The organism is Paraburkholderia haematera (assembly GCF_905220975.1).
GTDB classification, from domain to species: domain Bacteria; phylum Pseudomonadota; class Gammaproteobacteria; order Burkholderiales; family Burkholderiaceae; genus Paraburkholderia; species Paraburkholderia haematera.
The window spans coordinates 1-19,994 of the sequence record NZ_CAJNBK010000028.1 but is presented as its reverse complement, the minus strand read 5'-3'; the positions used below and the strand labels follow the sequence as shown (position 1 = coordinate 19,994).

Annotated in this window: 20 protein-coding genes and 1 pseudogene; 9 read left to right on the top strand and 12 right to left on the bottom strand. The window is 62.9% G+C overall.

Annotated features, from left to right (window positions below; all coding sequences use genetic code 11):
- Positions 1 to 13: 13 nt before the first annotated feature.
- Positions 14 to 328, bottom strand: a complete 315-nt coding sequence (locus tag KHO23_RS35710) for a hypothetical protein (protein ID WP_407946085.1) — start codon at positions 326 to 328, stop codon at positions 14 to 16.
- Between KHO23_RS35710 and KHO23_RS29910 the strand changes: the two genes are divergently transcribed.
- Both KHO23_RS29910 and KHO23_RS29905 read left to right on the top strand, forming a co-directional pair.
- Positions 276 to 557 (top strand): hypothetical protein, encoded by a 282-nt coding sequence (locus tag KHO23_RS29910; RefSeq protein ID WP_236067046.1) that lies wholly within the window; start codon positions 276 to 278, stop codon positions 555 to 557. The genes KHO23_RS35710 and KHO23_RS29910 overlap by 53 nt on opposite strands.
- On the top strand, positions 547 to 987 hold the full coding sequence (locus KHO23_RS29905) for a DUF4279 domain-containing protein (protein WP_211615921.1): 441 nt from the start codon (positions 547 to 549) through the stop codon (positions 985 to 987). Before KHO23_RS29910 ends, KHO23_RS29905 begins: the two co-directional genes overlap by 11 nt.
- Positions 988 to 1,068: 81 nt before the next feature.
- Here KHO23_RS29905 and KHO23_RS29900 read toward each other — a convergent pair whose 3' ends face one another.
- From KHO23_RS29900 to KHO23_RS29865, 9 genes are all read right to left on the bottom strand, one after another.
- On the bottom strand, positions 1,069 to 1,758 hold the full coding sequence (locus tag KHO23_RS29900; RefSeq protein ID WP_236067045.1) for a tyrosine-type recombinase/integrase: 690 nt from the start codon (positions 1,756 to 1,758) through the stop codon (positions 1,069 to 1,071).
- Positions 1,746 to 2,171, bottom strand: a complete 426-nt coding sequence (locus KHO23_RS35255) for an Arm DNA-binding domain-containing protein (protein ID WP_236067049.1) — start codon at positions 2,169 to 2,171, stop codon at positions 1,746 to 1,748. The genes KHO23_RS29900 and KHO23_RS35255 overlap by 13 nt, the downstream gene beginning before the upstream one ends.
- A 301-nt stretch (positions 2,172 to 2,472) precedes the next feature.
- Positions 2,473 to 2,982: an OmpA family protein gene (locus KHO23_RS29895; RefSeq protein WP_211616031.1), complete on the bottom strand. Its 510-nt coding sequence runs from the start codon at positions 2,980 to 2,982 to the stop codon at positions 2,473 to 2,475.
- A 97-nt stretch (positions 2,983 to 3,079) separates the two neighbouring features.
- Complete coding sequence (locus KHO23_RS29890; protein WP_211615919.1) at positions 3,080 to 4,339, bottom strand: diguanylate cyclase domain-containing protein; 1,260 nt, start codon at positions 4,337 to 4,339, stop codon at positions 3,080 to 3,082.
- Complete coding sequence (locus KHO23_RS29885) at positions 4,336 to 5,034, bottom strand: YfiR family protein (protein ID WP_211615917.1); 699 nt, start codon at positions 5,032 to 5,034, stop codon at positions 4,336 to 4,338. The genes KHO23_RS29890 and KHO23_RS29885 overlap by 4 nt, the downstream gene beginning before the upstream one ends.
- 371 nt (positions 5,035 to 5,405) lie before the next feature.
- Positions 5,406 to 6,137 (bottom strand): ABC transporter ATP-binding protein, encoded by a 732-nt coding sequence (locus KHO23_RS29880; protein WP_211615915.1) that lies wholly within the window; start codon positions 6,135 to 6,137, stop codon positions 5,406 to 5,408.
- Positions 6,125 to 7,930, bottom strand: coding sequence for a branched-chain amino acid ABC transporter ATP-binding protein/permease (locus KHO23_RS29875; protein WP_211615912.1), 1,806 nt, complete (start codon positions 7,928 to 7,930; stop codon positions 6,125 to 6,127). The genes KHO23_RS29880 and KHO23_RS29875 overlap by 13 nt, the downstream gene beginning before the upstream one ends.
- Before the next feature lie 3 nt (positions 7,931 to 7,933).
- Positions 7,934 to 8,833, bottom strand: coding sequence for a branched-chain amino acid ABC transporter permease (locus tag KHO23_RS29870; RefSeq protein WP_211615910.1), 900 nt, complete (start codon positions 8,831 to 8,833; stop codon positions 7,934 to 7,936).
- 25 nt (positions 8,834 to 8,858) lie between these two features.
- Positions 8,859 to 10,058, bottom strand: coding sequence for a branched-chain amino acid ABC transporter substrate-binding protein (locus KHO23_RS29865; RefSeq protein ID WP_211615908.1), 1,200 nt, complete (start codon positions 10,056 to 10,058; stop codon positions 8,859 to 8,861).
- 418 nt (positions 10,059 to 10,476) lie between these two features.
- Here KHO23_RS29865 and KHO23_RS29860 point away from each other — a divergent pair, with 418 nt between their 5' ends.
- From KHO23_RS29860 to KHO23_RS29840, 5 genes and pseudogenes are all read left to right on the top strand, one after another.
- Positions 10,477 to 11,721 carry a D-amino acid dehydrogenase gene (locus KHO23_RS29860; RefSeq protein WP_211615906.1) on the top strand — a complete coding sequence of 415 codons (1,245 nt, stop codon included), beginning with the start codon at positions 10,477 to 10,479 and terminating at the stop codon, positions 11,719 to 11,721.
- Positions 11,718 to 12,521 (top strand): maleate cis-trans isomerase family protein, encoded by an 804-nt coding sequence (locus KHO23_RS29855; RefSeq protein ID WP_211615904.1) that lies wholly within the window; start codon positions 11,718 to 11,720, stop codon positions 12,519 to 12,521. Before KHO23_RS29860 ends, KHO23_RS29855 begins: the two co-directional genes overlap by 4 nt.
- A 116-nt stretch (positions 12,522 to 12,637) precedes the next feature.
- The gene (locus KHO23_RS29850; protein WP_211615902.1) at positions 12,638 to 12,946 is read left to right on the top strand and encodes a hypothetical protein; all 309 of its coding nucleotides are present in this window, start codon (positions 12,638 to 12,640) and stop codon (positions 12,944 to 12,946) included.
- Positions 12,947 to 13,032: 86 nt separating this feature from the next.
- On the top strand, positions 13,033 to 13,302 hold the full coding sequence (locus tag KHO23_RS29845) for a hypothetical protein (protein ID WP_211615900.1): 270 nt from the start codon (positions 13,033 to 13,035) through the stop codon (positions 13,300 to 13,302).
- Positions 13,303 to 13,757: 455 nt separating this feature from the next.
- Positions 13,758 to 15,019, top strand: a pseudogene (locus KHO23_RS29840) (MFS transporter).
- 114 nt (positions 15,020 to 15,133) lie between these two features.
- On the opposite strand, the gene KHO23_RS29835 reads toward KHO23_RS29840, so the two are convergent.
- Positions 15,134 to 16,039 (bottom strand): DMT family transporter, encoded by a 906-nt coding sequence (locus KHO23_RS29835; RefSeq protein WP_211615898.1) that lies wholly within the window; start codon positions 16,037 to 16,039, stop codon positions 15,134 to 15,136.
- A 123-nt stretch (positions 16,040 to 16,162) separates the two neighbouring features.
- Between KHO23_RS29835 and KHO23_RS29830 the strand changes: the two genes are divergently transcribed.
- Positions 16,163 to 17,083, top strand: coding sequence for a LysR family transcriptional regulator (locus tag KHO23_RS29830; RefSeq protein ID WP_211615893.1), 921 nt, complete (start codon positions 16,163 to 16,165; stop codon positions 17,081 to 17,083).
- Positions 17,084 to 17,243: 160 nt separating this feature from the next.
- A complete protein-coding gene (locus KHO23_RS29825) occupies positions 17,244 to 18,332 on the top strand; it encodes an asparaginase (protein WP_211615892.1) in 1,089 nt (362 codons plus the stop codon).
- A gap of 20 nt (positions 18,333 to 18,352) precedes the next feature.
- Here the strand turns inward: KHO23_RS29825 and KHO23_RS29820 are convergent, their stop codons facing one another.
- Positions 18,353 to 19,132: a hypothetical protein gene (locus KHO23_RS29820; protein WP_211615890.1), complete on the bottom strand. Its 780-nt coding sequence runs from the start codon at positions 19,130 to 19,132 to the stop codon at positions 18,353 to 18,355.
- Positions 19,133 to 19,994 lie beyond the last annotated feature (862 nt).

The window sequence follows — 19,994 nt, the reverse complement described above, 5'->3', positions numbered from 1 at the left end:
CCGATCCGGCAGGCTATCGCGCGAAGGTGTAGCGGTGTCCGCACGACAGGAAGGGCAACCGGACGACGCCGAAGCCATTGAAGCCGCGCGCGCGGAATTCTGGATGCGCTTGCGCGGCGAACTGCCTTCGTATACTGAAGCGCGCCGCCAGAAGGCGATGAACAAGAGCACAAACAACACGGAAGCGAATAGGAACGGCGAGGTTCCAGCACGCGCGGCCGTGCGTCCGCCGGCTGGTTTCGTTGTGAGTGATCTTGGCGTGTTCTTCAAGGACGATGATGGCGTATACGTCTACACCGCTCGGCGATGCGCGGCCTTTCGAGTACACCGCAGACACGGTAAGCGGAGACACTCTGGAACTGGCCGCTTCTACTAACAGCCCTAAGTTTGCTGCAAAGATGCTTGGATACGATTACAAAACGTTCGGAACGATGTTGCACAAGTTCAAGGATGCCAACGGCCTTGGACCGGCTGATAACAGCATCTTTCACGATAATGGCGATGTGGAATTCAATGGGCGGATCTTTGAGGACAGTATTCACGACTATGCACCATGAACAATCTTCAGCCCCGGACGCAGACGCCGGAGCATACGCGTCTTTCCTGATAACTGGGGACACGGTATCGCCAGAATTCTGGACTGGATATTTTCAGGTATCGCCCGATTCAACGATTGTTAAAGGGCGGTCGTTTACACTGCCGTCAGGCAAGGCCAGCAAGGCCTTGGGGAAAACCGGTCTATGGGGCGTCAGCAGTGAGCTTGCTGTGCAAAGTAATTTGCTGGCCCCGCATTTACGATACCTTGTAAATCGCCTTGGCTTGCCCCGTGAGGATCTTCGGGAGGTCTTGCAACAGGCTGGCGCGAAAGTGCGATTCTCCTGTTTCTGGTTTAACCCATCGGGCGACCGCGTGCCCGATGTACCCGCCAATATCCGCGCCATGATGGAGTCCTTGGACGGCACAATCGAGATTGACGAATATCGGTAGCCTGTTGTCCGCTTGCGCTTCAACAAAAAAGCCGACTTTCGTGGGTCGGCCTCACCGGTCTTTCCAGTCCGGTACAGGTGTCTATTTGGACGAGTACGCGGTTATGACGTGCCTTGCCCACGCTTCCATAAGTGGCCGCCGCTGTTCCAGCAGATCGGTTCTGTGATAGGCCGCTTCTACCTTGTTCGCGACCGTATGCGCGAGCGCCCGCTCGGCAAGGTCACACGCATAACCGTGTTCGCTGGCCCAATCGCGGAAACTGGAACGGAAACCATGCGCCGTCGCGAAGCGCCCCGGCGTATCGCTCTTTGCCTTGACCCGCTGCAGTAGCGCGGTCAGCGTCATGTCGCTGAGGACCTTCTCACGCAATGACGGAAAGACGAGGGTTTCGTGCTGCTTCTGTTCTTTCGGTGCTTTCACCAATTTGAGCGCGGGCGCGGATAGCGGGACGCGGTGAGGCTCTTTCGCTTTCATCCGCTCGCCTGGAATGGTCCAGATTCCGGCCTTCAGATCGAATTCATCCCATACCGCACCGCGAATCTCGCCGCTGCGCGCTGCAGTCAGAATCAGAAGCAACAGGGCGGCGCGGGTGCTGTCGCCTTGCTGGTAGCCCGCAATATGTGTCTTGACGAACGCGGGCACGTCGCGCCAAGGCATCGCGGGTTGGTGTTCCTTTCTGGGGTTCTGTTTCGGCAGGATGTGATCGACAACGGAAACCGGGTTCGCCGTAATATGGCCGTGTGCCCACGCCCATTGCATCACGGCGTGCATGCGCTGGCGGCGTCGAGCTTCCTGTTGCCGATCTTTGGAAACACGTAGGTCTCTAGCGTGCTGATCCACTGTGCGGCGCGCTTCTTGTTCTTCCAGCCGGGTTTCAGTTCTTTGTGAAGCTCGCGCGTCGCTTTCGCGAAGGTCAGCGCAGCTATGGCGATCGCGGCGGCTTCGCGCTCCCGGTTGCGTTGCTCAATCGGATCATCGCCGCCGTCGAGGATCTTGCGCATCGCAAGCGCCTTCTCGCGCGCGTCTGCGATCGACGTTTCTGGGTAAGTGCCGAGGCCCGCATCGCGCCGCTTGCCGGTCAACGGGCTGGTAAAGCGCAGCGTCCATTTGCAGCCCGTTTTTGTGGGCATTAGCAGCAACCCCGTTACCTTGCCATCAAAGACCGGTTTGTCGCCGGGACGCAGTGCTTTTGCCAGCCTGTCTGTTAATGCTAATTTTCAGCCCATCACTCAGCCCATCGGCGGATGCCAGACAGATAGTCTTTGACAACTGAACGCTTGAACTGTGCGCTGTACTTGCTCATGAAAAAACATCCCAAATCGTTGGACGGGTGTCCAATTTTTGGGGTGCAGTTCATTTGGGGGCCTTTTCTATTTGGGTTATTGGAACGCGGTTGGGTTATTCGGGTCCTGCGCGAGTTTTGAACACAATCCCCTGCCAACCCGATTGCCAGTTCAGGAGCAAAGGCAACCTGCCGCCGCCGCCTCAATGCGTCGAAACGACAATCGCCGCACGGCGGTTCTGCGCCCGGCCGGCGGCCGTGCGGTTGTCGCCCACGGGGTCGCGCTTGCCTTTCCCGATAGTGTCGACGCGGTCGGCAGGGAGGCCCGTGTCGACCAGTTCGTTCGCCACCGTCTCCGCACGGCGCTTGGACAATCGAATGTTGTAGGCACTCGTGCCCACCCCGTCGCTGTAGCCATAGACGCGCACGCTGTTGAGCCCCACCGACACGAGCGTGTGGCCGATGTGCTCGACGATCCGGCGGACGTCGGGCTTGAGGTCGTAGCGGTCGAATTCGAACAGGATCGGTTCGCTCGAGCCGAACTCGAAGCCCTGCTGGGTCTCCTGGAATCCTTCCGACTTGAGCGCCTTGACCTGCGTCTGGGTCAGACCGCGATAAAGCGGGGCCGTCTGGCAGCCCACGAGCAGCGTGCACAGGAGCAGTGCGCTCCCAAGGCACATCCGGCAAATGCTTGCAGGAAACGAGTGTTTCATCATCACATCCCCCTCTAGCGCGTCAACCTTGCACGCGCAGTTTCGAACCCTTGCGGCGGCCCCGCCGGCACCGCGGCTGCAGCGCCTGGCCGTGCCATCAAGCCGGTCCGGCGCCGCCCTCAGCAATCTGCCATGAGCCCGGCCGCGCGCGCTTGGCCCGGTACATCGCTGCATCTGCGGCGCGCAGCAAGCCGATCGCGTCGCACGCGTGATCGGGATACAGCGCAACGCCGATGCTCATCATGGTGGTCACTGTGCGGCCATCGGGTAAGACGATCGTCGGTGCAATGCTGGCCAGTACGCCTTCGGCGATACGTCCAGCGCTGGCCGCTTCGCGCATGGGCGCCAGCATCACGGCGAATTCGTCACCGCCCAGGCGCGCGACAAGTTCGGCCTCGCGCAACTGTGTGCGCAGCCGCGCCGCGATGCCGATCAGCACCGCGTCGCCGGCTTCATGGCCGAAGCAGTCGTTGATCTCCTTGAAACGGTCGCAGTCGAGATATAGCACGGCGACCCGCTGACCCGTCTCCGCGGCCTCGCGGAGTGCGCGCCCGAGGCGCGACTCGAACTGCACGCGGTTGGGCAGGCCCGTAAGGGCGTCGTGATTGGCCTGGTGTTCGAGCGAGGAGTTCTCTTCGCGCAGGTTGTTTTGCCAGTCTTCGAACTCGTCGAGCAAGGCGTTGAAGTCGTCGCCGAGTTGGTTCAGTTCCGCGATCGCCACGGGCTTGACGCGCTGCTCGAACGCCCGCTCGCGCCGCACCGCATAGGCGACGCCGGCCAGCGCGCGCAGCGGCGCAACGATGTTGCGCAGCACGCGTTGCGAGCTGACATAGGCGCCGAGCACGCTGACGGCGAGGCAGGCCAGGATGCCGCCGACACCGCCGAGCAGGAAGCCGAAGAACTGGTGACCCTGGCCGCGCACTTCGACGTGACCGACGACGATGCCGTCGTGCAGCACCAACGTGGTCACGGGCCCGGGCAGTGCGATGTCGGCGACCTCCCGCTCGAACGTGCCGATCGCACTGCCGGCGGGCAACTGCCACGCCGCGAACGGCAGGCCCTTGCGATCTGTCACGACGACTTCGGCCACATCCTCTTCGCGGGCGATCAACCCGATCGCCTCGGTTGCCGCGATGCGGTCGCCGAACACCAGCGCCGCCTCGACCGTATAGCCGAGCGAGCGTGCCAGCAGGTTCAGATTGTTGCCGGCATAGACACGTAGTGCGATCACGGCCACCACGATCAACGACACGGCGGCCATCGCCACGGCGACGAACGCGAGGCGCAGGTGCGCGCGGCGCAACACGCTTTGCAGCGTCGGGCGTGGAAGGGAGTCGGGGGGCGCGGGCTGTCTCATGGCGTCAGCGGCGGTCGCGCGAGCTTGAGCACATTTGGGTGAACCCGTACGCCGCTGCGCGCCACGGCGTCGAGGTTGATGTCGAACGTGACGCGTTCGTCATCGAGATTCAGGCAGAACATGCTGCCGGCGGTGCAGGACGGGCTGTGTTCCGATATGGTCAAGACCGGATGGCCAGCCACGGCGGCTCTGACCTGCTGCCTCTCATCGTCGCTCAGGTTGCCGAAATAGATGACGTCGCAGGCTGCGCCGATGGCGGGATCGTCAATGCCGATGCGCTGCACGTCGAGCGGCGTCGAGCCGGCCTGCAGCGTGTCGACGAGGCCGTGCGCGTAGTCGGGCCGGCCCGTCACGCACAGGCGCAGGCGGGCGGGCGACGCCGGCCAGTGCGTGAAGCTGATAATCCCTAGCACGACCTGGCGCACGGCGTCGTCGCGCGGCGAAATGGCGGAATCGGCCTGGCTCACGGTGTTGACGGCGCGCGCGGCGTCGGCCGAACCGACTGCATTGGCGGGTGTCTCGGCGAGCGCAACCGGCGCCGCGCCCAGCGCGCAAGCCACTGCGATCAAGACGTGGCAAAGCGCGGCAGCCCGGCCAAGCCGACCGGACGTCGTCTGCGCGGCAATCGCCGCCGGGTCCCTTGGCGCCATTGCGACCGCAGGACAGGCAGCCGCCGCGCACACCTTCGCATGCATGATGAACACACTCGTTGGCGTCGATCCTGGCGCTGCCGCCTGCGTCCCGCCATTCGCGGGCCCGCACCGTATCACGCGCGCGGATCAGTTCATCTTACGCACGAAGTTGCGCGATCAACCAGTGGGAAACACCCGCGAGCGCGTTGGGGAGAACGCCGACCTAGCTCCGTGCGGCCATGCCGGCGAACTCGGCATCCGCCGTCGAATTTGTCAGTGGATATCAATGACTGGCGTTGTCGACTTACCAGGCGTGAGAGGCGGCGACGGCGGGCGTGACGACTATCAGAAATAGGTCGACGGATTTTGAGCGTGTTCGGAAAATCAGTTTCGACGAGTTGATGAAAAAAGATAAGGATGCCTGATTTTCGTCATCACTCCGTTGCCACGGCACTCCCACCCAGATACGCCGCGCGAACCCGGCTATCCTGCGCCAGCTCCCTCGCAGGCCCCGCAAGCGCGATGCGCCCGCTTTCCAGCACGTAAGCCCGATGAGCGATCCGCAGCGCCTGGCGTGCGTTCTGCTCGACGAGCAGGATCGAGGTGCCTTGCTTGCAGATGTCGGCAATCATGCCGAAGATCACCCGGACGAGCTTCGGCGCCAGTCCCATGGATGGTTCGTCCAGCACGACGACGCGAGGCCGCAGCATCAGGGCGCGTGCGATCGCCAGCATCTGTTGTTCGCCACCGCTGAGCGTGCCGGCCAACTGGCTGCGCCGTTCCCCAAGCCGCGTGAACTTCTCATAGACCTCGGTCATCCGCTGTTCCAGCAAGGCACCGTCCGCCCGGATCAGATAACCGCCGAGCCGCAGATTTTCCTCCACTGTCAGCGCCCCGAACATGCGACGGCCTTCCGGCACATGACCGAGACCCAGGGCGACGATCTGGTGAGCCCGCAGTCCGGTGAGCAGATGCCCGGCCATCACGATCTGTCCGGCACGTGGGCGAATCAACCCGGAAATAGCGCGTAGCGTGGTGGTCTTGCCCGCCCCGTTGCTGCCGAGCAACGCCACGATCTCACCTTCCGCGACATCCAGCGATATGCCGTGCAGAACCTCGACGTTCCCATAGCTCACATGCAGATCGCGGATTTCTAGGAGTCCCACAGCGATTTCTCCCCGGCGGCATCGTCAGCCGCTTCGTCTGTTTCGGCTGTCCCGAGATAGGCGTCGATCACCCGCGGGTCGGCCTGGATCTCGGCTGGCGGACCCTCGGCGATGATCACGCCGTGGTCCATGACGATGATCCGGTCCGACACGCCCATCACCAGCATCATGTCGTGTTCGATCAGCAGCACCGTCACGCCCAGATCCCGAATACGCCGGATCAATTCCATCAGCGCGTGCTTCTCGGTCGGATTCATCCCTGCTGCTGGCTCGTCCAGCAGCAGGAGATACGGGTTGCTGGCGAGCGCACGCGCGATCTCCAGCCGGCGCTGGTCGCCATAGGGCAGGTCGGCCGCGCGTTCGCCAGCCCGGGCGCTGAGGCCGACGAAGCTGAGCCAGCCGAGACCCTCCGTCGCGTGATCGGCCGCCTCGGAACGAGCGGAGGGTAGCGCAAGCAGCTCAGCCATCAGCTGCGTTCGGAGCCGATGGTCCATGCCGATCAGCACGTTCTCAAAGGCCGTCATGTTGGCGAACAGGCGGATGCCCTGGAAGGTGCGCGCCATGCCACGGTGGACGATGCGATGCGGTGCCCCGCCGACCAGCGAGGCGCCGCGCCAGAGAATCTGACCGCCGCTCAGGCGGGTCACGCCGGTGAGACAGTTGAACACCGTGGTCTTGCCGGCGCCGTTCGGGCCGATCAGGCTGAGGATCTCTCCGCTGCGCACGGTGAAGCTCACGCCGTCGACTGCCCGCACCCCGCCAAAGCGACGCTGCATGTTGCGCACATCGAGCAGGATTTCATCGGCGACGGTTTCGCGGGGCACGGGCTTGGCTGCGCCGGCGCCCTCGCGTGGCGGCGCTACGCGGCGCAGTGGCGCCGGCCACAGGCCTTGCGGCCGGAGCAGCATCAGGATCACCAGCCCGATCGCGAACCCGAAGATGCGCCAAAGGTTGAGGAAGCGCAGCAGCTCGGGCAGGCCGGCAACGATGACGGCGCCGAGTATCACGCCAGGAATGCTCCCTCGACCGCCCAGCACGACGATGATCAGGATCGTGACGGACTGCAGATAGGTGAACCCGGTCGGGTCGATTGTCCCGAAGCGCGCGGCGAACAGGCTGCCGCCAAAACCGCCGATCAGCGCGCCCATGACGTAGGCAAGCAGTTTGACGCGCAGCGTCGGCACACCGACGGCCTCGGCGGCCGCCTCGTCCTCCCGGATGCTGGTCCAGGCGCGGCCGAGCCTCGACTGGCCGAGCCGGATCGCGAACACGAGCACCAGCACGAGGAACGCGATACCCAGTTCATAGACCGCATGGGGCGAACTGATCTCGTAGCCGAACAGGCTGGGGCTGTCGATACCGTAGATGCCGTTCGGGCCGCCCGTTATCCGAAGATTAGTGGCAACGATGCGCGTGATCTCGCCGAACCCCAGCGTGACAATCGCCAGGTAGTCGCTGCGCAGGCGCAGAGTGGGGTAGCCGATGACAATGCCCGACGCACCGGCAAACGCGAGGCTGAACGGCAGCGTTTCCCAGAACGAGAAATGAAGCAGTGTTTCCAGCAGCGCCGTCGTATAGGCGCCGATCGCAAAGAAGGCGGCATAGCCCAGATCCAGCAGTCCTGCATAACCGACTACGATATTCAGTCCCAGGCCGAGGATCGAATAGGTGGCGATGGTCAGGCCGACATCGACGATATAGCTGCTGGCGACAGCCGGCAGCGCCACGGCGGCCGCAAGGAGCGCTACGCCGGCAGGGCGGCGCCAACGCGCTGAAGCGTGCGTCGCGCTCATGGCTTACATTCTCTCGACGACGCGTTCGCCGAACAAGCCGGTCGGCTTGATCACGAGTACACCGATCAGCACGCCGAACACCAGCACATCGGTCCATTGCGACGAGACATAGCCGGCGCCAAAGGCCTCGAGGAGGCCGATCAGGATGCCGCCGGCCATCGCGCCCGGAATGTTGCCGATGCCGCCCAGAACGGCGGCGGTGAAAGCACGCAGACCCAGCACGAAGCCCATGAAGAAATTGATCTGCGTGTAGTAGAGCCCTTCCATGACACCCGCAACGGCGGCCAGCACCGAACCGAGCAGGAAGGTCAACTGGATCAGCCGCTCGACGTTGACGCCCATCAGACGTGCCGCATCCTGATCGATCGCCAGCGCGCGCATGGCTGTGCCGAGAAACGTGTGATGGACGAAGAAATACAGCGCCAGCATCAGCGCAAGGCTCGCCACGATGATGCCGATCTGCGTGAAACTGACCCGCACATCGAGCAGCTCGAATCCTGCCTGGCTGAGCACGTGCGGATAGGTGTCGAAGCCGGCGCCGTAGAGCAGCAGGACGCCGTTCTCCAGCGCGAGTGAAACACCGAGTGCCGTGATCAGGATCGACAACCGCGGCGCGCGCAAAAGCGGCTGGTACGCCAGCCGCTCGATGGCGAGGCCCAGGGCGCCGGTGACCGCCATTGAGGCGACAAGCGCGATCAGCAGCGCGAGAGCGAGCGGCAGATGCACCGCGGCAAGTGCCGTCAAAGCGGTCCAGCCGACGAACGCACCGACCATGAACAAGTCGCCGTGAGCGAAGTTGATCAGCCGGATAATCCCGTAGACCATCGTGTAGCCGAGGGCGACGAGGGCATAGAACGAGCCGGTCGTCAGCCCTTCGACGACGAACTGGAAAAAGGTGCTCATGGCCGGGCCCGGTGCGCGACAGGGCCTACTTCATCGCCATCCAGTGTCCGCTTGAATCGAGCCGCTGGTAAGGCGTGAAATTGCCGCCGCGCACGGTGACGACGATGTACACCGCGTTGCTACGGTCACCTTTCGGGTTGAAGCTGATTGTCCCGGTCACGCCCTGATAGCCGGAGATCTTGTGCAGAGCAGCACTGATGGCCGCGGGCGCTGTCGATTTTGCGTTCGCGATTGCTTTTGCGGTGACCCCGACGGCATCGTATTCGTAGACCGAATAGGGGCCGGGACCTTGCCCATAGGCCTTCGTATAGTCGTCGACATAGCCGTGCGCGGCGCTCAGGAACTGCGCCAGCGGGGCCGTGGTGATGACCATGTCGTCGGCTGCGGGGCCGGCTGTTTTCATCAGCGTGGGGTCGTTGGTGGCGTCGCCGCCCATCAGCGTCATCTTCAGGCCCAGTTGCCGCGCCTCCTTCACCAGCAGGCCGGCTTCGGCGAAATAGCCGGTGTAATAGATCACGTCCGGCTTCAGTGAGCCGACATGGGTCAGCGTCGGCGAGTAGTCCATCTGGCCCGGCGTGATCGCATCGTCGTAGACCACGTCGACGCCGTTCTTCTTCAATGCTTCCACCGTGTTGTCGGCGAGGCCCTTGGAATAGGTCGTGTTGTCGTTGATGACCGCCGCGCGTTTTGCGTGCAGGAAGTTCTTGATGAAGTTGGCCGCGAACGGGCCTTGCTCGTCGTCACGGCCGATCGTGCGGAACACGTTCTCGTAGCCCATCTCGGTCAGTTTGGGATTGGTCGACGCGTCCATCACGTAGGGAATGCCGGTGCGGTGAAAGGTCGTCAATTCCGGCAGCGCCGCGCTGGAGCAGTAACCGCCTGCCACCGCGGCGACGCCTGCATCGACCAGTTTCTGCGCGGCCTGGACCGCTGTCTGTGCGTCGCACGCGTCGTCTTCCGGAACAAGCTCGATCTGCTTGCCGAGCACGCCGCCGGCCGCGTTGATTTTGGCGGCGGCGAGCTTGGCACCGTTGACGATGTCCTGGCCGGCATTGGCGCTGCTGCCCGACAGCGGCACGGGCACGCCAATCTTGATCGTGGCACCCTGGCCTCGCGCCGAACCGGGGACCGTGCCGGCTAGCACGGCCAGAGCGGCCACGGCCGCGATCGTCGTTAGCCGCAAGACGCGAACTGCATCGGGCGTGCCATTCTTCTGAGCAATCATGTTAGTGACTCCTTATTGTGAAAGGGATCGAAGCGATCCGCCACGCGGATAGACCGGTGACATCAGAGAGCGGACGAAAACGTGCGTTCGCGTGCAATGCATGATCCGCTGGATCAATGGCTTGTCGGGCAGGCTCATCGCGGCGCCGTTACGAAAGTGCTCCTTTCATGATAGGTCTCGCCGCAGATTGGGCGGGATAGGGTATCCGCGTATAAACCACCATCCAATGTGCCCGCAGCGCTATATTTAAACGGCTAGCAGCTTTGCATGGGGCTGGAATAAGCGCTAAAGCGCTAACTCCAGCCGACAGCTTTGCATGGGGCTGGAATAAGCGCTAAAGCGCTAACTCCAGCCGACAGCTGTGCATGGGGCAGGAGTAAGCGCTAAAGCGCTAACTCCTGCCGACAGGGAGTCGCGTATGAGAAGCGTGGTGCTGGGGGGCGGAATCGCAGGCGTCACGGCCGCCTGGTACCTTGCGAAAGAGGGCCGCGAGGTAACGGTGATCGACCGCCGGCAGGGCGTCGCGCTCGAGACCAGTTTTGCCAACGCCGGGCTGGTTGCGCCAGGGCATTCGTACACATGGGCCTCTCCGCGCGCACCGAAAATCCTGCTGAAGTCGCTCTTCGTCGAAGGACAGGCGCTGCGGCTCAAACTCAACGCCGACCCGCATATGTGGATCTGGTGCCTCCAGTTCCTGCGAAACTGCACAGCGGAGCGCTCGCGCGTGAACACGAGCCGCAAGGTCATGCTCTGCCGCTACGCGCAGGCGCAACTGCAACAACTGGCTGCCGCCGAGCACCTGCAATACGACCGCATCAGCCGCGGCCTGCTGTATCTCTATCGCGACGAAGCGTCTTTTGCGCGCGGCACGCAGAACATGGCGATTCTCAAGGACAACGGCCTGCCGCTCAAAACGCTCGATGCGGAGCAGGTCGTCGCACGGGAGCCGGCGCTTGGCGCCGCGCGTGACAGGATTGCCGGCGCAATCTATTGCCCCACCGATGAAAGCGGCGACGCGCACCTGTTCACCTGCGCCTTGAAGACGGCGTGCGAACGCCTTGGCGTGCGTTTCGAATTCAATACACCGGTCAGCGCAATCGAGGCGTCGGGCGACCAGATAGTCGGCGTGCATACGCCGGCGGGACTCGTGCGAGGTGACGAGTTTGTCCTGGCGCTCGGTTCCTGGTCGCCCATTATTGCGCGGCGCCTGGGTTATCGGCTGCCGGTGTATCCGGTAAAGGGCTACTCGGCCACGTTCCCGGTCGGACCGGATCACCGTCCACCGGAGCTTGGCGGCGTCGACGAGAACAACCTCGTGGCGTGGGCGCGTTTTGGCCAGCGGCTGCGCTTTACCGCAACCGCGGAATTCGCCGGCTATGACACCCGCCACACCCCCGCCGACTTCACGACCATGCTGCAGGCCGCACGCGAACTGTTTCCCGGCGGCGCCGACTACGACAGTCCGACCTACTGGGCCGGCCTGCGCCCGATGACGCCGGAGGGGACGCCGCTGATCGGTCGCACGCGTCACAGGAACCTGTATCTGAACACCGGACACGGACACATGGGATGGACGATGTCGTGCGGCACCGCGAAGCTGCTGGCCGACATCATGGCCGGTCGCCAACCCGAGATCGACATGACAGGGATGACACTGAAATGAGCACTGATGCATGGCGGGACGACGCCTACGCAAGACTCGATTTCGTGCTGGACGACGGCATCTGCCGGCGTGCCGCCATTGGCCTCGTGGTGCTCGCCACCGACCATACGATCGAACACGAATGGCGCAAGCTGCTCACCCAGGATGGTGTGGCGTTCTACGAAAGCCGCGTGTACAACTCGGCGGACATCACGCCCGAACGGCTCATGGAAATGGACGCTCGCATTCCAGCAGCGGTGGCGCTGATCCGGCCTGGCGAGCGGATCGATGTCGTGGCGTTCGGCTGCACGTCGGCATCGATGGTGATCGGCGAGGAAAACGTGTTTGCGCGCATCCACGAAGCGCGTCCCGGTGTCGCGTGCACCACGCCGATCACCGCTGCGCTCGCCGCGTTGCGCGCGCTAGGTGTGCGGCGCACCGCACTGTTGACGCCCTATGTGCGTGCGATCAACGGCACAATGCGCGACTACATCGAAGCGCGGGGTATCGGCGTCACGCGGGTTGCGTCGTTCGAACATGCGAACGACAACGAAGTTGCGCGGATTGATGCTGCGTCTTTGCGAGCCGCCGTCGAGCACCTTGCACGGAACGCCGACGTGGACGCTGTTTTTGTCTCCTGCACGAGCCTGCGCATCGCCGGGCTCATTCCGGAACTCGAGGCAAGGATCGGCAAGCCAGTGATATCGAGCAACTTTGCGATGGCCTGGCACGCGTTGCGCCTCGCCGGTGTCGAGGACGGCGAACCGCATCTGGGGAGGTTGTTCGCGCTTTGCCTGCCGGACACCGTCCATGGGGCGTAGCATTTGGCTTAAGGCGCGTCGGCGTCGCAGGTGATCTCGCCATGCAATGAGTCGGAGAGCCGGAAAGAAGCGAGGCATAATACTGGGATTCCTTTGTCAGGATGATGGAGGTAGAGATGACTACGTTTGCAATCGACGGTGTACGCATTAACCCTGCAACGGATCGTGTCACGCACGTGCGCTGGGCTCCCGTCGACCTGAGGACGCATGACTGGCTGTCGCCGACCGCGATTGTCGAGGTGGCCGAGGTGGTCAAGGCGATCCGCGCGGGCGACGCAGGGTGGTCCCTTTTTACCCTCGGCGGCGTGAGATTTCTGGGGCCGAAGATAAAAATCGTTGCGCACACCAATGGCCCCGATGGAATCGATACAGAGGAGCCCGACGGAAGTGTCGAAAAGTCCATCGACGATCTTCCGCAGGTTTGACGAAGCGCCGGTATGCTCGTGCGGTCTCGACTTTCATGCCGCGGGCAGTCGCATAAGATCCGTTAAAATTCCGAATGGAGGCTGCCATGTGGGACAAGATCGAGCACAACGGATACGAAGTCTGGGTTCTTCCGATCCTGGCATACGGTCCGCCGGCTCCGGCTACCTTGTGGCATTACTCGGCGTACATCTGTCGTCACGGTGCTCATGCTCACCTCACCGGGCAGAGCATTCGTTTTGAGGAACTTGCCGCCACTTTCCGCAGTGAAGAAGAAGCCCGCGAGGCGGGATATGTCGAAGGCAAGCGGCGCGTCGACATGATTCCCGAAGGCGGGTGGAGTGCCGGCAACGGCTGACCATCGCTCAATACGTTCAAAATGGAACTCTGGATTCAGCCCTGCACGCCATGCGCGGACCTTTACGGACAACTCTCGACGGTTGAACCACACGACACGCTGACCCTGGTCGGAGCCGGTGCGGTGAAGGATGCGAGAGCGGAGCAGCATTACACCTGCACGCGTTGCGGCGCGGCGTTTGTTCGCCTCCTTGCGGGCGAGCCAGGAACGCAAACCTGGATGCTGCTGAATGCGGGGCAGCATTGAGGCGGTCGTATGCGTTATAGAGCACTACGGTCTTCTCAACATCGTCTACGAAATCAAGCTTCTGGAGCTTGGGTCACCGCGCTACGAGCGAGCGCTAAAGGCACTGGATAGCTCGGATAGCAAACCTCGCGTAAGCGTAAAAACAAAATAAACAAACTTGCTCTACACTACGTGCCGCCCCAGCCAGCCTAGTTGAGAGCAAGAAATCCATGCCCCCGCCTCCAGCCGACCCCGTCGGCGACCCTGGTTTCAGTTTGCCAAAACACCCTGCGTTCCAACGTTTCTGGTGTACCCGTGTCCTCTCATCGCTGTCGTTCCAGATGCTCGCCGTGGCAATGGGCTGGCACATCTACGCGCTAACGCATAGCGCCTTTGCACTGGGCCTGGTCGGTCTCGCCCAATTTCTGCCGATGTTCGTGCTGACACTCGTGGTCGGCCACGTCGCCGACCGTTACGACCGTCGCCGGATCGCGGCTATCTGTCAGAGTCTTGAAAGCGTCGCTGCATTGTTATTCGCCTTCGGCACCTTCAGTGGCTGGATCAGCGCACCGGTCATCTACGCATTGGCTGCATGCGTGGGCGCGGCCCGCGCGTTCGAATCGCCTGCCGTTGCATCGCTGTTGCCGGGCGTCGTGCCACGCGGGCATTGCCCAAAGCGACGGCATGGGCCACCTCCGCGAATCAATCCGCCCAGATCGCGGGTCCGGCATTGGGCGGCCTGCTTTACGGCATCGGCCCGGGCGCGGCCTACCTCGCATGCACGCTCACATTCGCGGCCGCCGCGGCCTCCGTGTGGGCCATCCCATTGCAGGCCAGGCTGGCGAACCGCGCGCCGGTGACGCTCGAGTCGGTGTTCTCCGGTATCGCTTTTATTCGCAAAGAACCCGTGATACTCGGCGCACTGTCGCTCGATCTGTTCGCGGTGCTGTTCGGCGGCGCGACGGCGCTGTTGCCGGTCTTCGCACGCGACATCCTGCACACCGGCCCGCTCGGTCTCGGCCTGTTGCGCTCGGGCACCGCCATCGGCGCGCTGGCGGGCACCATCTGGCTCGCGCATTTCCCGTTGCGCAACCGGCCCGGCGCCGCGATGTTCGGCGGCGTGATCGCGTTTGGCACCGCCACCGTCGTGTTCGGTTTGTCGCATCAATTCCTCGTGTCGCTTTTCGCGCTCATGGCGCTGGGCGCATCGGACACCATTAGCGTCGTAGTACGCCTGTCGCTCGTGCAACTGCGTACGCCGGACGACATGCTCGGTCGTGTCAGCGCGGTCAATTCACTTTTCATTGGGACGTCGAATCAACTTGGCGAATTCGAATCGGGCGTGACGGCAGGGTGGTGGGGCGCACAACCGGCCGTGCTGGTAGGTGGCATCGCGACGATCGCCATCGCACTGCTGTGGATGCGGTTCTTTCCGGAACTCAAGCGCACGCGCTCGCTGGAGCGGGAAGAGGAGCTGGCGCCAACCAGTTGATCGAGGCCCCCACGCGCTGTTTGCGGACTGCCCGGGTGCCGCGAGCGCGCGATTTGAAGACCGGGCGACATCGCCTTCACGCCAACGGTGAAGGCGATCCAGGTCCGCAACGGCTCACGCGGCGCTCACACGCAACGCCGTCCATCGCACCGTCGCGAGAACCGACGCCGCGACGATCAATGTGCCGCCAATCCAGGCTGCCGTTGAAATCCGTTCACCTAACCAGATGCACGCGAACAGCGCGCCGAAGGCGGGTTCGCTGCCCATCAGCAACGACACGCGCGTCGGGCTGCTGCGTTTGATGGCGAAGTTTTGCGCGAAGAACGCGAACAGCGTGCATGCCAGCACCAGATAGCCAACATAGCCCCAGAACATGGCGTGTCCAGCGAGCGGCGGCACCGGCTGCCACTGTTGCGGCGCAAACAGCAGCGCCGCCGCCGCGCTGCCGAGTGCCACCACACCTGACTGAACTGCCGTTACCGATAAAGGCGGCAACGCGGAGTCGCGCATCACCCGTTTGGTCACACACACGGTCAGCGCGCGCAGCAGCGCGGCGAGCAGAATCAGCGCGTCGCCGGCATTGAAACTCAGCGCGCCATCGCCCGTCAGCAGCCAGGCGCCGAACAGCGAAAGCGCGACCGCCGCCCATTCGATAGGAGTCGGCCGGCGTTTGAGCAGCCACCATTCGACAGGTGGCGTCAGCACCACGCATAAGCTGATCAGAAACGCGGCATTGGCCGCGCGCGTCAGCAGAATGCCGAAGGTCTCGCAGAGAAAGATGCCGAGCAACAGGGCGCCCGCGATCAGCACGCCGCGCAGGGTGCGGGCATCGGCGGCGCGCAAGTGGCGCAAAGCGGGTGACAGGATGACGAAGGTGATGCCAAAGCGCATCGCCAGCAAGCCCAGCACCGGATAGAACACCAATGCGCTTTTGACGACGCCGTAACTGGTGCCCCAGACCACGGCGACCGCGAGCAGCATCAGATCGGAGAGCAGAAGCAGGCGTTCTTGTTTCGACATGGCGGACCTCGAGCAGATGAGCGCGTATTGTCGAACTTTGCTCGGGAGGCGATAATCGGGTCACGGTGCATAGCATTTATGTCGCAGATGCATTAATCGACTCAATCCGGCGAGCGTCTCACGATGAACCCAACCGACCTTTTCGCCTTGCTGCCGGACATGGCGGTTTTCGCGCGCGTTGTCGACGCCGGCAATTTCTCGGCGGCCGCGCGTCAGCTCGGCAGTACGCCGTCCACGGTCAGCCGTCAGATCAAGCGCCTCGAGGACGCCCTGGCGACACGCCTGCTCGAACGGTCCACGCGCACGGTGCGGGTGACGGAATCCGGGGCACAGGTGGCGCGTTTCTGCCGCGACATGGTGAGCGCCGCATCGGGCGCGGTGGATGCCGCCGGGCAACTGGCCGGGAGACCGCAAGGCAAGGTGAGTGTGAGCGCGCCGACCGCGTTCGCGAAGACGGTGATTCACCCGCTGATCCCCGGCTTTCTGCGTGCCTACGACGAAGTCGACCTGCAGTTGCTTTTCACCGACCACGACGTCGACCCGCTCGCCGACGATGTCGATCTGGTGATCCGTCTGACCGAGCATCCGCCGCAGGGCCTCGCAGGACGCAGGCTGGGCTCGGTGCGCTGGCTGCTGGGCGCATCGCCGGCTTATCTGCGTGAGCGCGGCACGCCGGCTCAACCACGCGATCTTCTTCAGCACGATTGCATCTACCTCGGCGAAACTGCCGACGACAACCGCTGGCGCTTCCGCCGTGGCACGGAGACGCAAACGGTGGATGTGAAAGGGCGTTACATCGCCAATCATGCGGGCGCGCGGCTCGAAGCCGCGCAGCAGGATTTCGGCATTGCGAGCCTGCCTGAATTTGCCGCCACCGATGCATTGGGCAGCGGCGAACTCGTGCAAGTGCTGCCCGACTGGAATCTCGAAGCGCGCGCTTACGTGGGGTCGGTGTGGCTGTTGTATCCGCCGAACCGCTTTTTGCCGCCCAAGGTGAGAGTGCTGATCGACTACCTCATCGAACATATTGACAAAGCGGCTTAAGCACTGGCCCAACTCGTCGTGCAACGCGCTCGCTGACCGTGGCTGTACAGCGTCGATTTGGATTGAGCGAACGACGAACGTAGAATCGCTCGCGTCACGACGATTCATAACGCTATTCATAGCGATCGCAACGACTGAAGCGATCAGGAGGAGAACGAACATGACCTTGCGTGAAACCGGGCCGGTTGCGGCGACTGTCTATCGCGGCGAAGCGATCGAGAACACCCATATTGCCCATGTCGCGGTGGTTCAGGCCGACGGCCGCCTGCTGTATTCATTTGGCGATCCGTTGCGCATCACGCTGGTGCGCTCGGCGGCAAAGCCCGCGCAGGCCCTGGCGGTGCTGGAAACCGGCGCGCTCGAGCGTTTCGGTTTCGACGATACCGATCTCGCGCTCATGTGCGCCTCGCACAGCAGCGAGGCGCGCCACATCGAACGCGCGCGGCAGATGCTGGCCAAGGCGCAGGTCAGCGAAACCGACCTGCGTTGCGGCGGCCATCCCCCGTTGTCCGACGCTGTGTATGTCGACTGGCTGAAGCGCGATTTCAAACCGGACGCGGTGTGCAGCAATTGCTCAGGTAAGCACGCCGGCATGCTGGCCGGGGCGCGTTCGATCGGCGCGGCGATACGCGGCTATGAACTGCCGGAGCATCCGTTGCAGGTGCGCGTAAAGCATACCGTCGCCGATGTATGCGACTTGCCGGACGACGCGGTGCAATGGTCGATCGACGGTTGCAATCTGCCGACGCCGGCGTTCCCGCTCGATCGACTCGCCCGATTGTTCGCGAAGCTCGCTGCCGCGGAGGATGAGACTTCGGCTTCCTCTTCTTCCATTTCGCCACGCACTGCTGCGCTCGCGCGCATCTATCGTGCGATGGCGGCGCATCCGGAGTGGGTGGCAGGCGAGGGACGTTTCTGTACCACGTTGATGCGCGCGTTCGATGGTGCGCTGATCGGCAAGGTCGGCGCCGACGGCAGCTATGCAATCGGCGTGCGGGCTTCGCGGCAGACCGCGCAGCTTGGCGCCGACGGTGCACTCGGCATTGCCGTGAAAGTGGAGGACGGCAACATCGGCGTGCTGTATGCGACCGTTGCCGAATTGCTCGCGCGGTTTGAAATGGGTAGCCCTGAGCAACGTGCGCAGTTGGGTGCGTTTCATGCGCCGCCGATGTTCAACACCATGGGCATCGAGATCGGCCATCTGGCATTTTCGCTTGCGCTCGAAGCGCATCCGCGCCGTGAGGCGTGAGGGTATGGGGGCGGCGTCGGTTACGCGTCGTCTTTCTTGAAGCGATCCTGTATAGCCACCAGTTGATCGTCGCTGGTGGCCACGATCCACAGACGCGCGCGCTCGACCATTAGTCGATTGTGATCCTTTAGCGCGCCCATCGAGACGGCGGTTTTCCACGCGACGGGTGCGGCGCGGCTGGTTCTTCCTGACGGGGTACCGACCAGCAATGCGTAGGGTCCGAGGGGCAGGGAGACGAACGGCATGGCCGGCTTGACGCGCACGCGCCAGTCGATGAATGGCGAATCGCTGAAGAGAAGCGGCGTGGGCAGGCCGTGCAGCACGGTGAAGTCATAGAGCGCGAGTTGTTCGCGCATGGGCGTATAGACCCGGCGAATATCGCTGACGAGTGCCGCGCGGATTTCGTCGTCGAACATGGCTTCTTGCGTGTAGTGGTCGACTGCTTGCAGCGCGTCGTGCTGATAGGCGCTGAAGATCGCCAGGTCGAGGCAATCGTGAACGGCGCGTTGGACTTCCGCGGCGGAGCCGGCTTCTTCGGGTTTGCCCAGTTGTGCGGCGCGCAGGAAGCGCGCGAGGGCGGCGTCCTGGGTGGAGGGGCCGGTGGCCAGCGGGTCGTCGGCGGCGTCTTTGTCTAGCGGGACGTAGAGGTATTTTTCTGTCGCGAAGCGGGATTTTTTGCCGTCATCGAAGCTGATTTCGCCGGTGGCGCAGCTGATGTAGCGAGTGCCGATGTGGCCGTGTTCCCACACGTAGTTTTTCAGGAAGGGACGCAGGGGGTGGAGTGGGTCTGGTTGTAGCATTTTGCTTTTTGCACTCCGTGCGGGTTGGGGTTTGGGGTTTGGGTATGGTCACATAGAAATTGGGGTTTTTTTGCCTGTTTGGTGGTTTATTTCTGTTGGTTTGTGGTGTTGGGCTTTTTTTGATTTTTGTTGCCTGCGCGGCGCTTTTTGGTTGTTCGCTTGCGGTTTTGGCCTTTCCTTGATTTGTTAGTGGTTTATTAGCGTTGCCCCTGTGCGGGGCGGCACTCACTTCTCTTTGCCTGCCGCAAAGAGAAGTAAGCAAGAGAAAGCGGCTCAAACCGCTAATTCTTAAGCGGGTCCCCCGCACAGTTGCGGTAGTGGTGCATCTGGAATCTGTGCTCTCGCACAGTCGACGTAAGTGACAAGGCAGTCATGCTTCCCGCCTCGCACCGCGTGCTCGCCAGAAGGATTCATCTTCCAAACCAAGGGCTTCGCACAGACGCGGTGGGGGGCGTCGCCTTCGCCCCGGCAAAGCGCCTCCCCACTCAGAGGTATTCTCCATTTCAAATGAAATGTCCATGTGCCCCACTACGCCTCGTAGTTACAGCCGCACCCGCCCCGCACCCGCATTAGCAATTGCAGTGACGATGCGATAACGAGTCATAGCACGGGGGTAAAACGCGGGCATCAAACGGAGGGGGGGTATGAATTACGGTTCGGCGCGCGCAGCGCCGCCGGAGGTATGACTGCCTTGTCACTGAGGTGGAATGTGCGAGAACACAGATTCCAGATGCACCACTAGCGTGGCTGTGCGGGGGACCCGCTTAAGAGCTGGCGGTGTGAGCCGCTTTCTTTTGCCTACTTGTATATTCCCTCCTGTGGCGTCGACCCGATCAGTTGTCGCCACATGGACAGTCAGCTC

What these genes read in the sequence shown, in the direction of transcription:
- KHO23_RS29890 (WP_211615919.1), bottom strand. Translation starts at nt 4,339, where the DNA reads ATGAGACAGCCCGCGCCCCCCGACTCCCTTCCACGCCCGACGCTGCAA.
- KHO23_RS29850 (WP_211615902.1), top strand. Translation starts at nt 12,638, where the DNA reads ATGACTACGTTTGCAATCGACGGTGTACGCATTAACCCTGCAACGGAT.
- KHO23_RS29860 (WP_211615906.1), top strand. Translation starts at nt 10,477, where the DNA reads ATGAGAAGCGTGGTGCTGGGGGGCGGAATCGCAGGCGTCACGGCCGCC.
- KHO23_RS29835 (WP_211615898.1), bottom strand. Translation starts at nt 16,039, where the DNA reads ATGTCGAAACAAGAACGCCTGCTTCTGCTCTCCGATCTGATGCTGCTC.
- KHO23_RS29825 (WP_211615892.1), top strand. Translation starts at nt 17,244, where the DNA reads ATGACCTTGCGTGAAACCGGGCCGGTTGCGGCGACTGTCTATCGCGGC.
- KHO23_RS29870 (WP_211615910.1), bottom strand. Translation starts at nt 8,833, where the DNA reads ATGAGCACCTTTTTCCAGTTCGTCGTCGAAGGGCTGACGACCGGCTCG.
- KHO23_RS29875 (WP_211615912.1), bottom strand. Translation starts at nt 7,930, where the DNA reads ATGAGCGCGACGCACGCTTCAGCGCGTTGGCGCCGCCCTGCCGGCGTA.
- KHO23_RS29905 (WP_211615921.1), top strand. Translation starts at nt 547, where the DNA reads ATGCACCATGAACAATCTTCAGCCCCGGACGCAGACGCCGGAGCATAC.
- KHO23_RS29845 (WP_211615900.1), top strand. Translation starts at nt 13,033, where the DNA reads ATGTGGGACAAGATCGAGCACAACGGATACGAAGTCTGGGTTCTTCCG.
- KHO23_RS29885 (WP_211615917.1), bottom strand. Translation starts at nt 5,034, where the DNA reads ATGCATGCGAAGGTGTGCGCGGCGGCTGCCTGTCCTGCGGTCGCAATG.
- KHO23_RS29865 (WP_211615908.1), bottom strand. Translation starts at nt 10,058, where the DNA reads ATGATTGCTCAGAAGAATGGCACGCCCGATGCAGTTCGCGTCTTGCGG.
- KHO23_RS29910 (WP_236067046.1), top strand. Translation starts at nt 276, where the DNA reads ATGATGGCGTATACGTCTACACCGCTCGGCGATGCGCGGCCTTTCGAG.
- KHO23_RS29830 (WP_211615893.1), top strand. Translation starts at nt 16,163, where the DNA reads ATGAACCCAACCGACCTTTTCGCCTTGCTGCCGGACATGGCGGTTTTC.
- KHO23_RS29855 (WP_211615904.1), top strand. Translation starts at nt 11,718, where the DNA reads ATGAGCACTGATGCATGGCGGGACGACGCCTACGCAAGACTCGATTTC.
- KHO23_RS29900 (WP_236067045.1), bottom strand. Translation starts at nt 1,758, where the DNA reads ATGCACGCCGTGATGCAATGGGCGTGGGCACACGGCCATATTACGGCG.
- KHO23_RS29895 (WP_211616031.1), bottom strand. Translation starts at nt 2,982, where the DNA reads ATGAAACACTCGTTTCCTGCAAGCATTTGCCGGATGTGCCTTGGGAGC.
- KHO23_RS29820 (WP_211615890.1), bottom strand. Translation starts at nt 19,132, where the DNA reads ATGCTACAACCAGACCCACTCCACCCCCTGCGTCCCTTCCTGAAAAAC.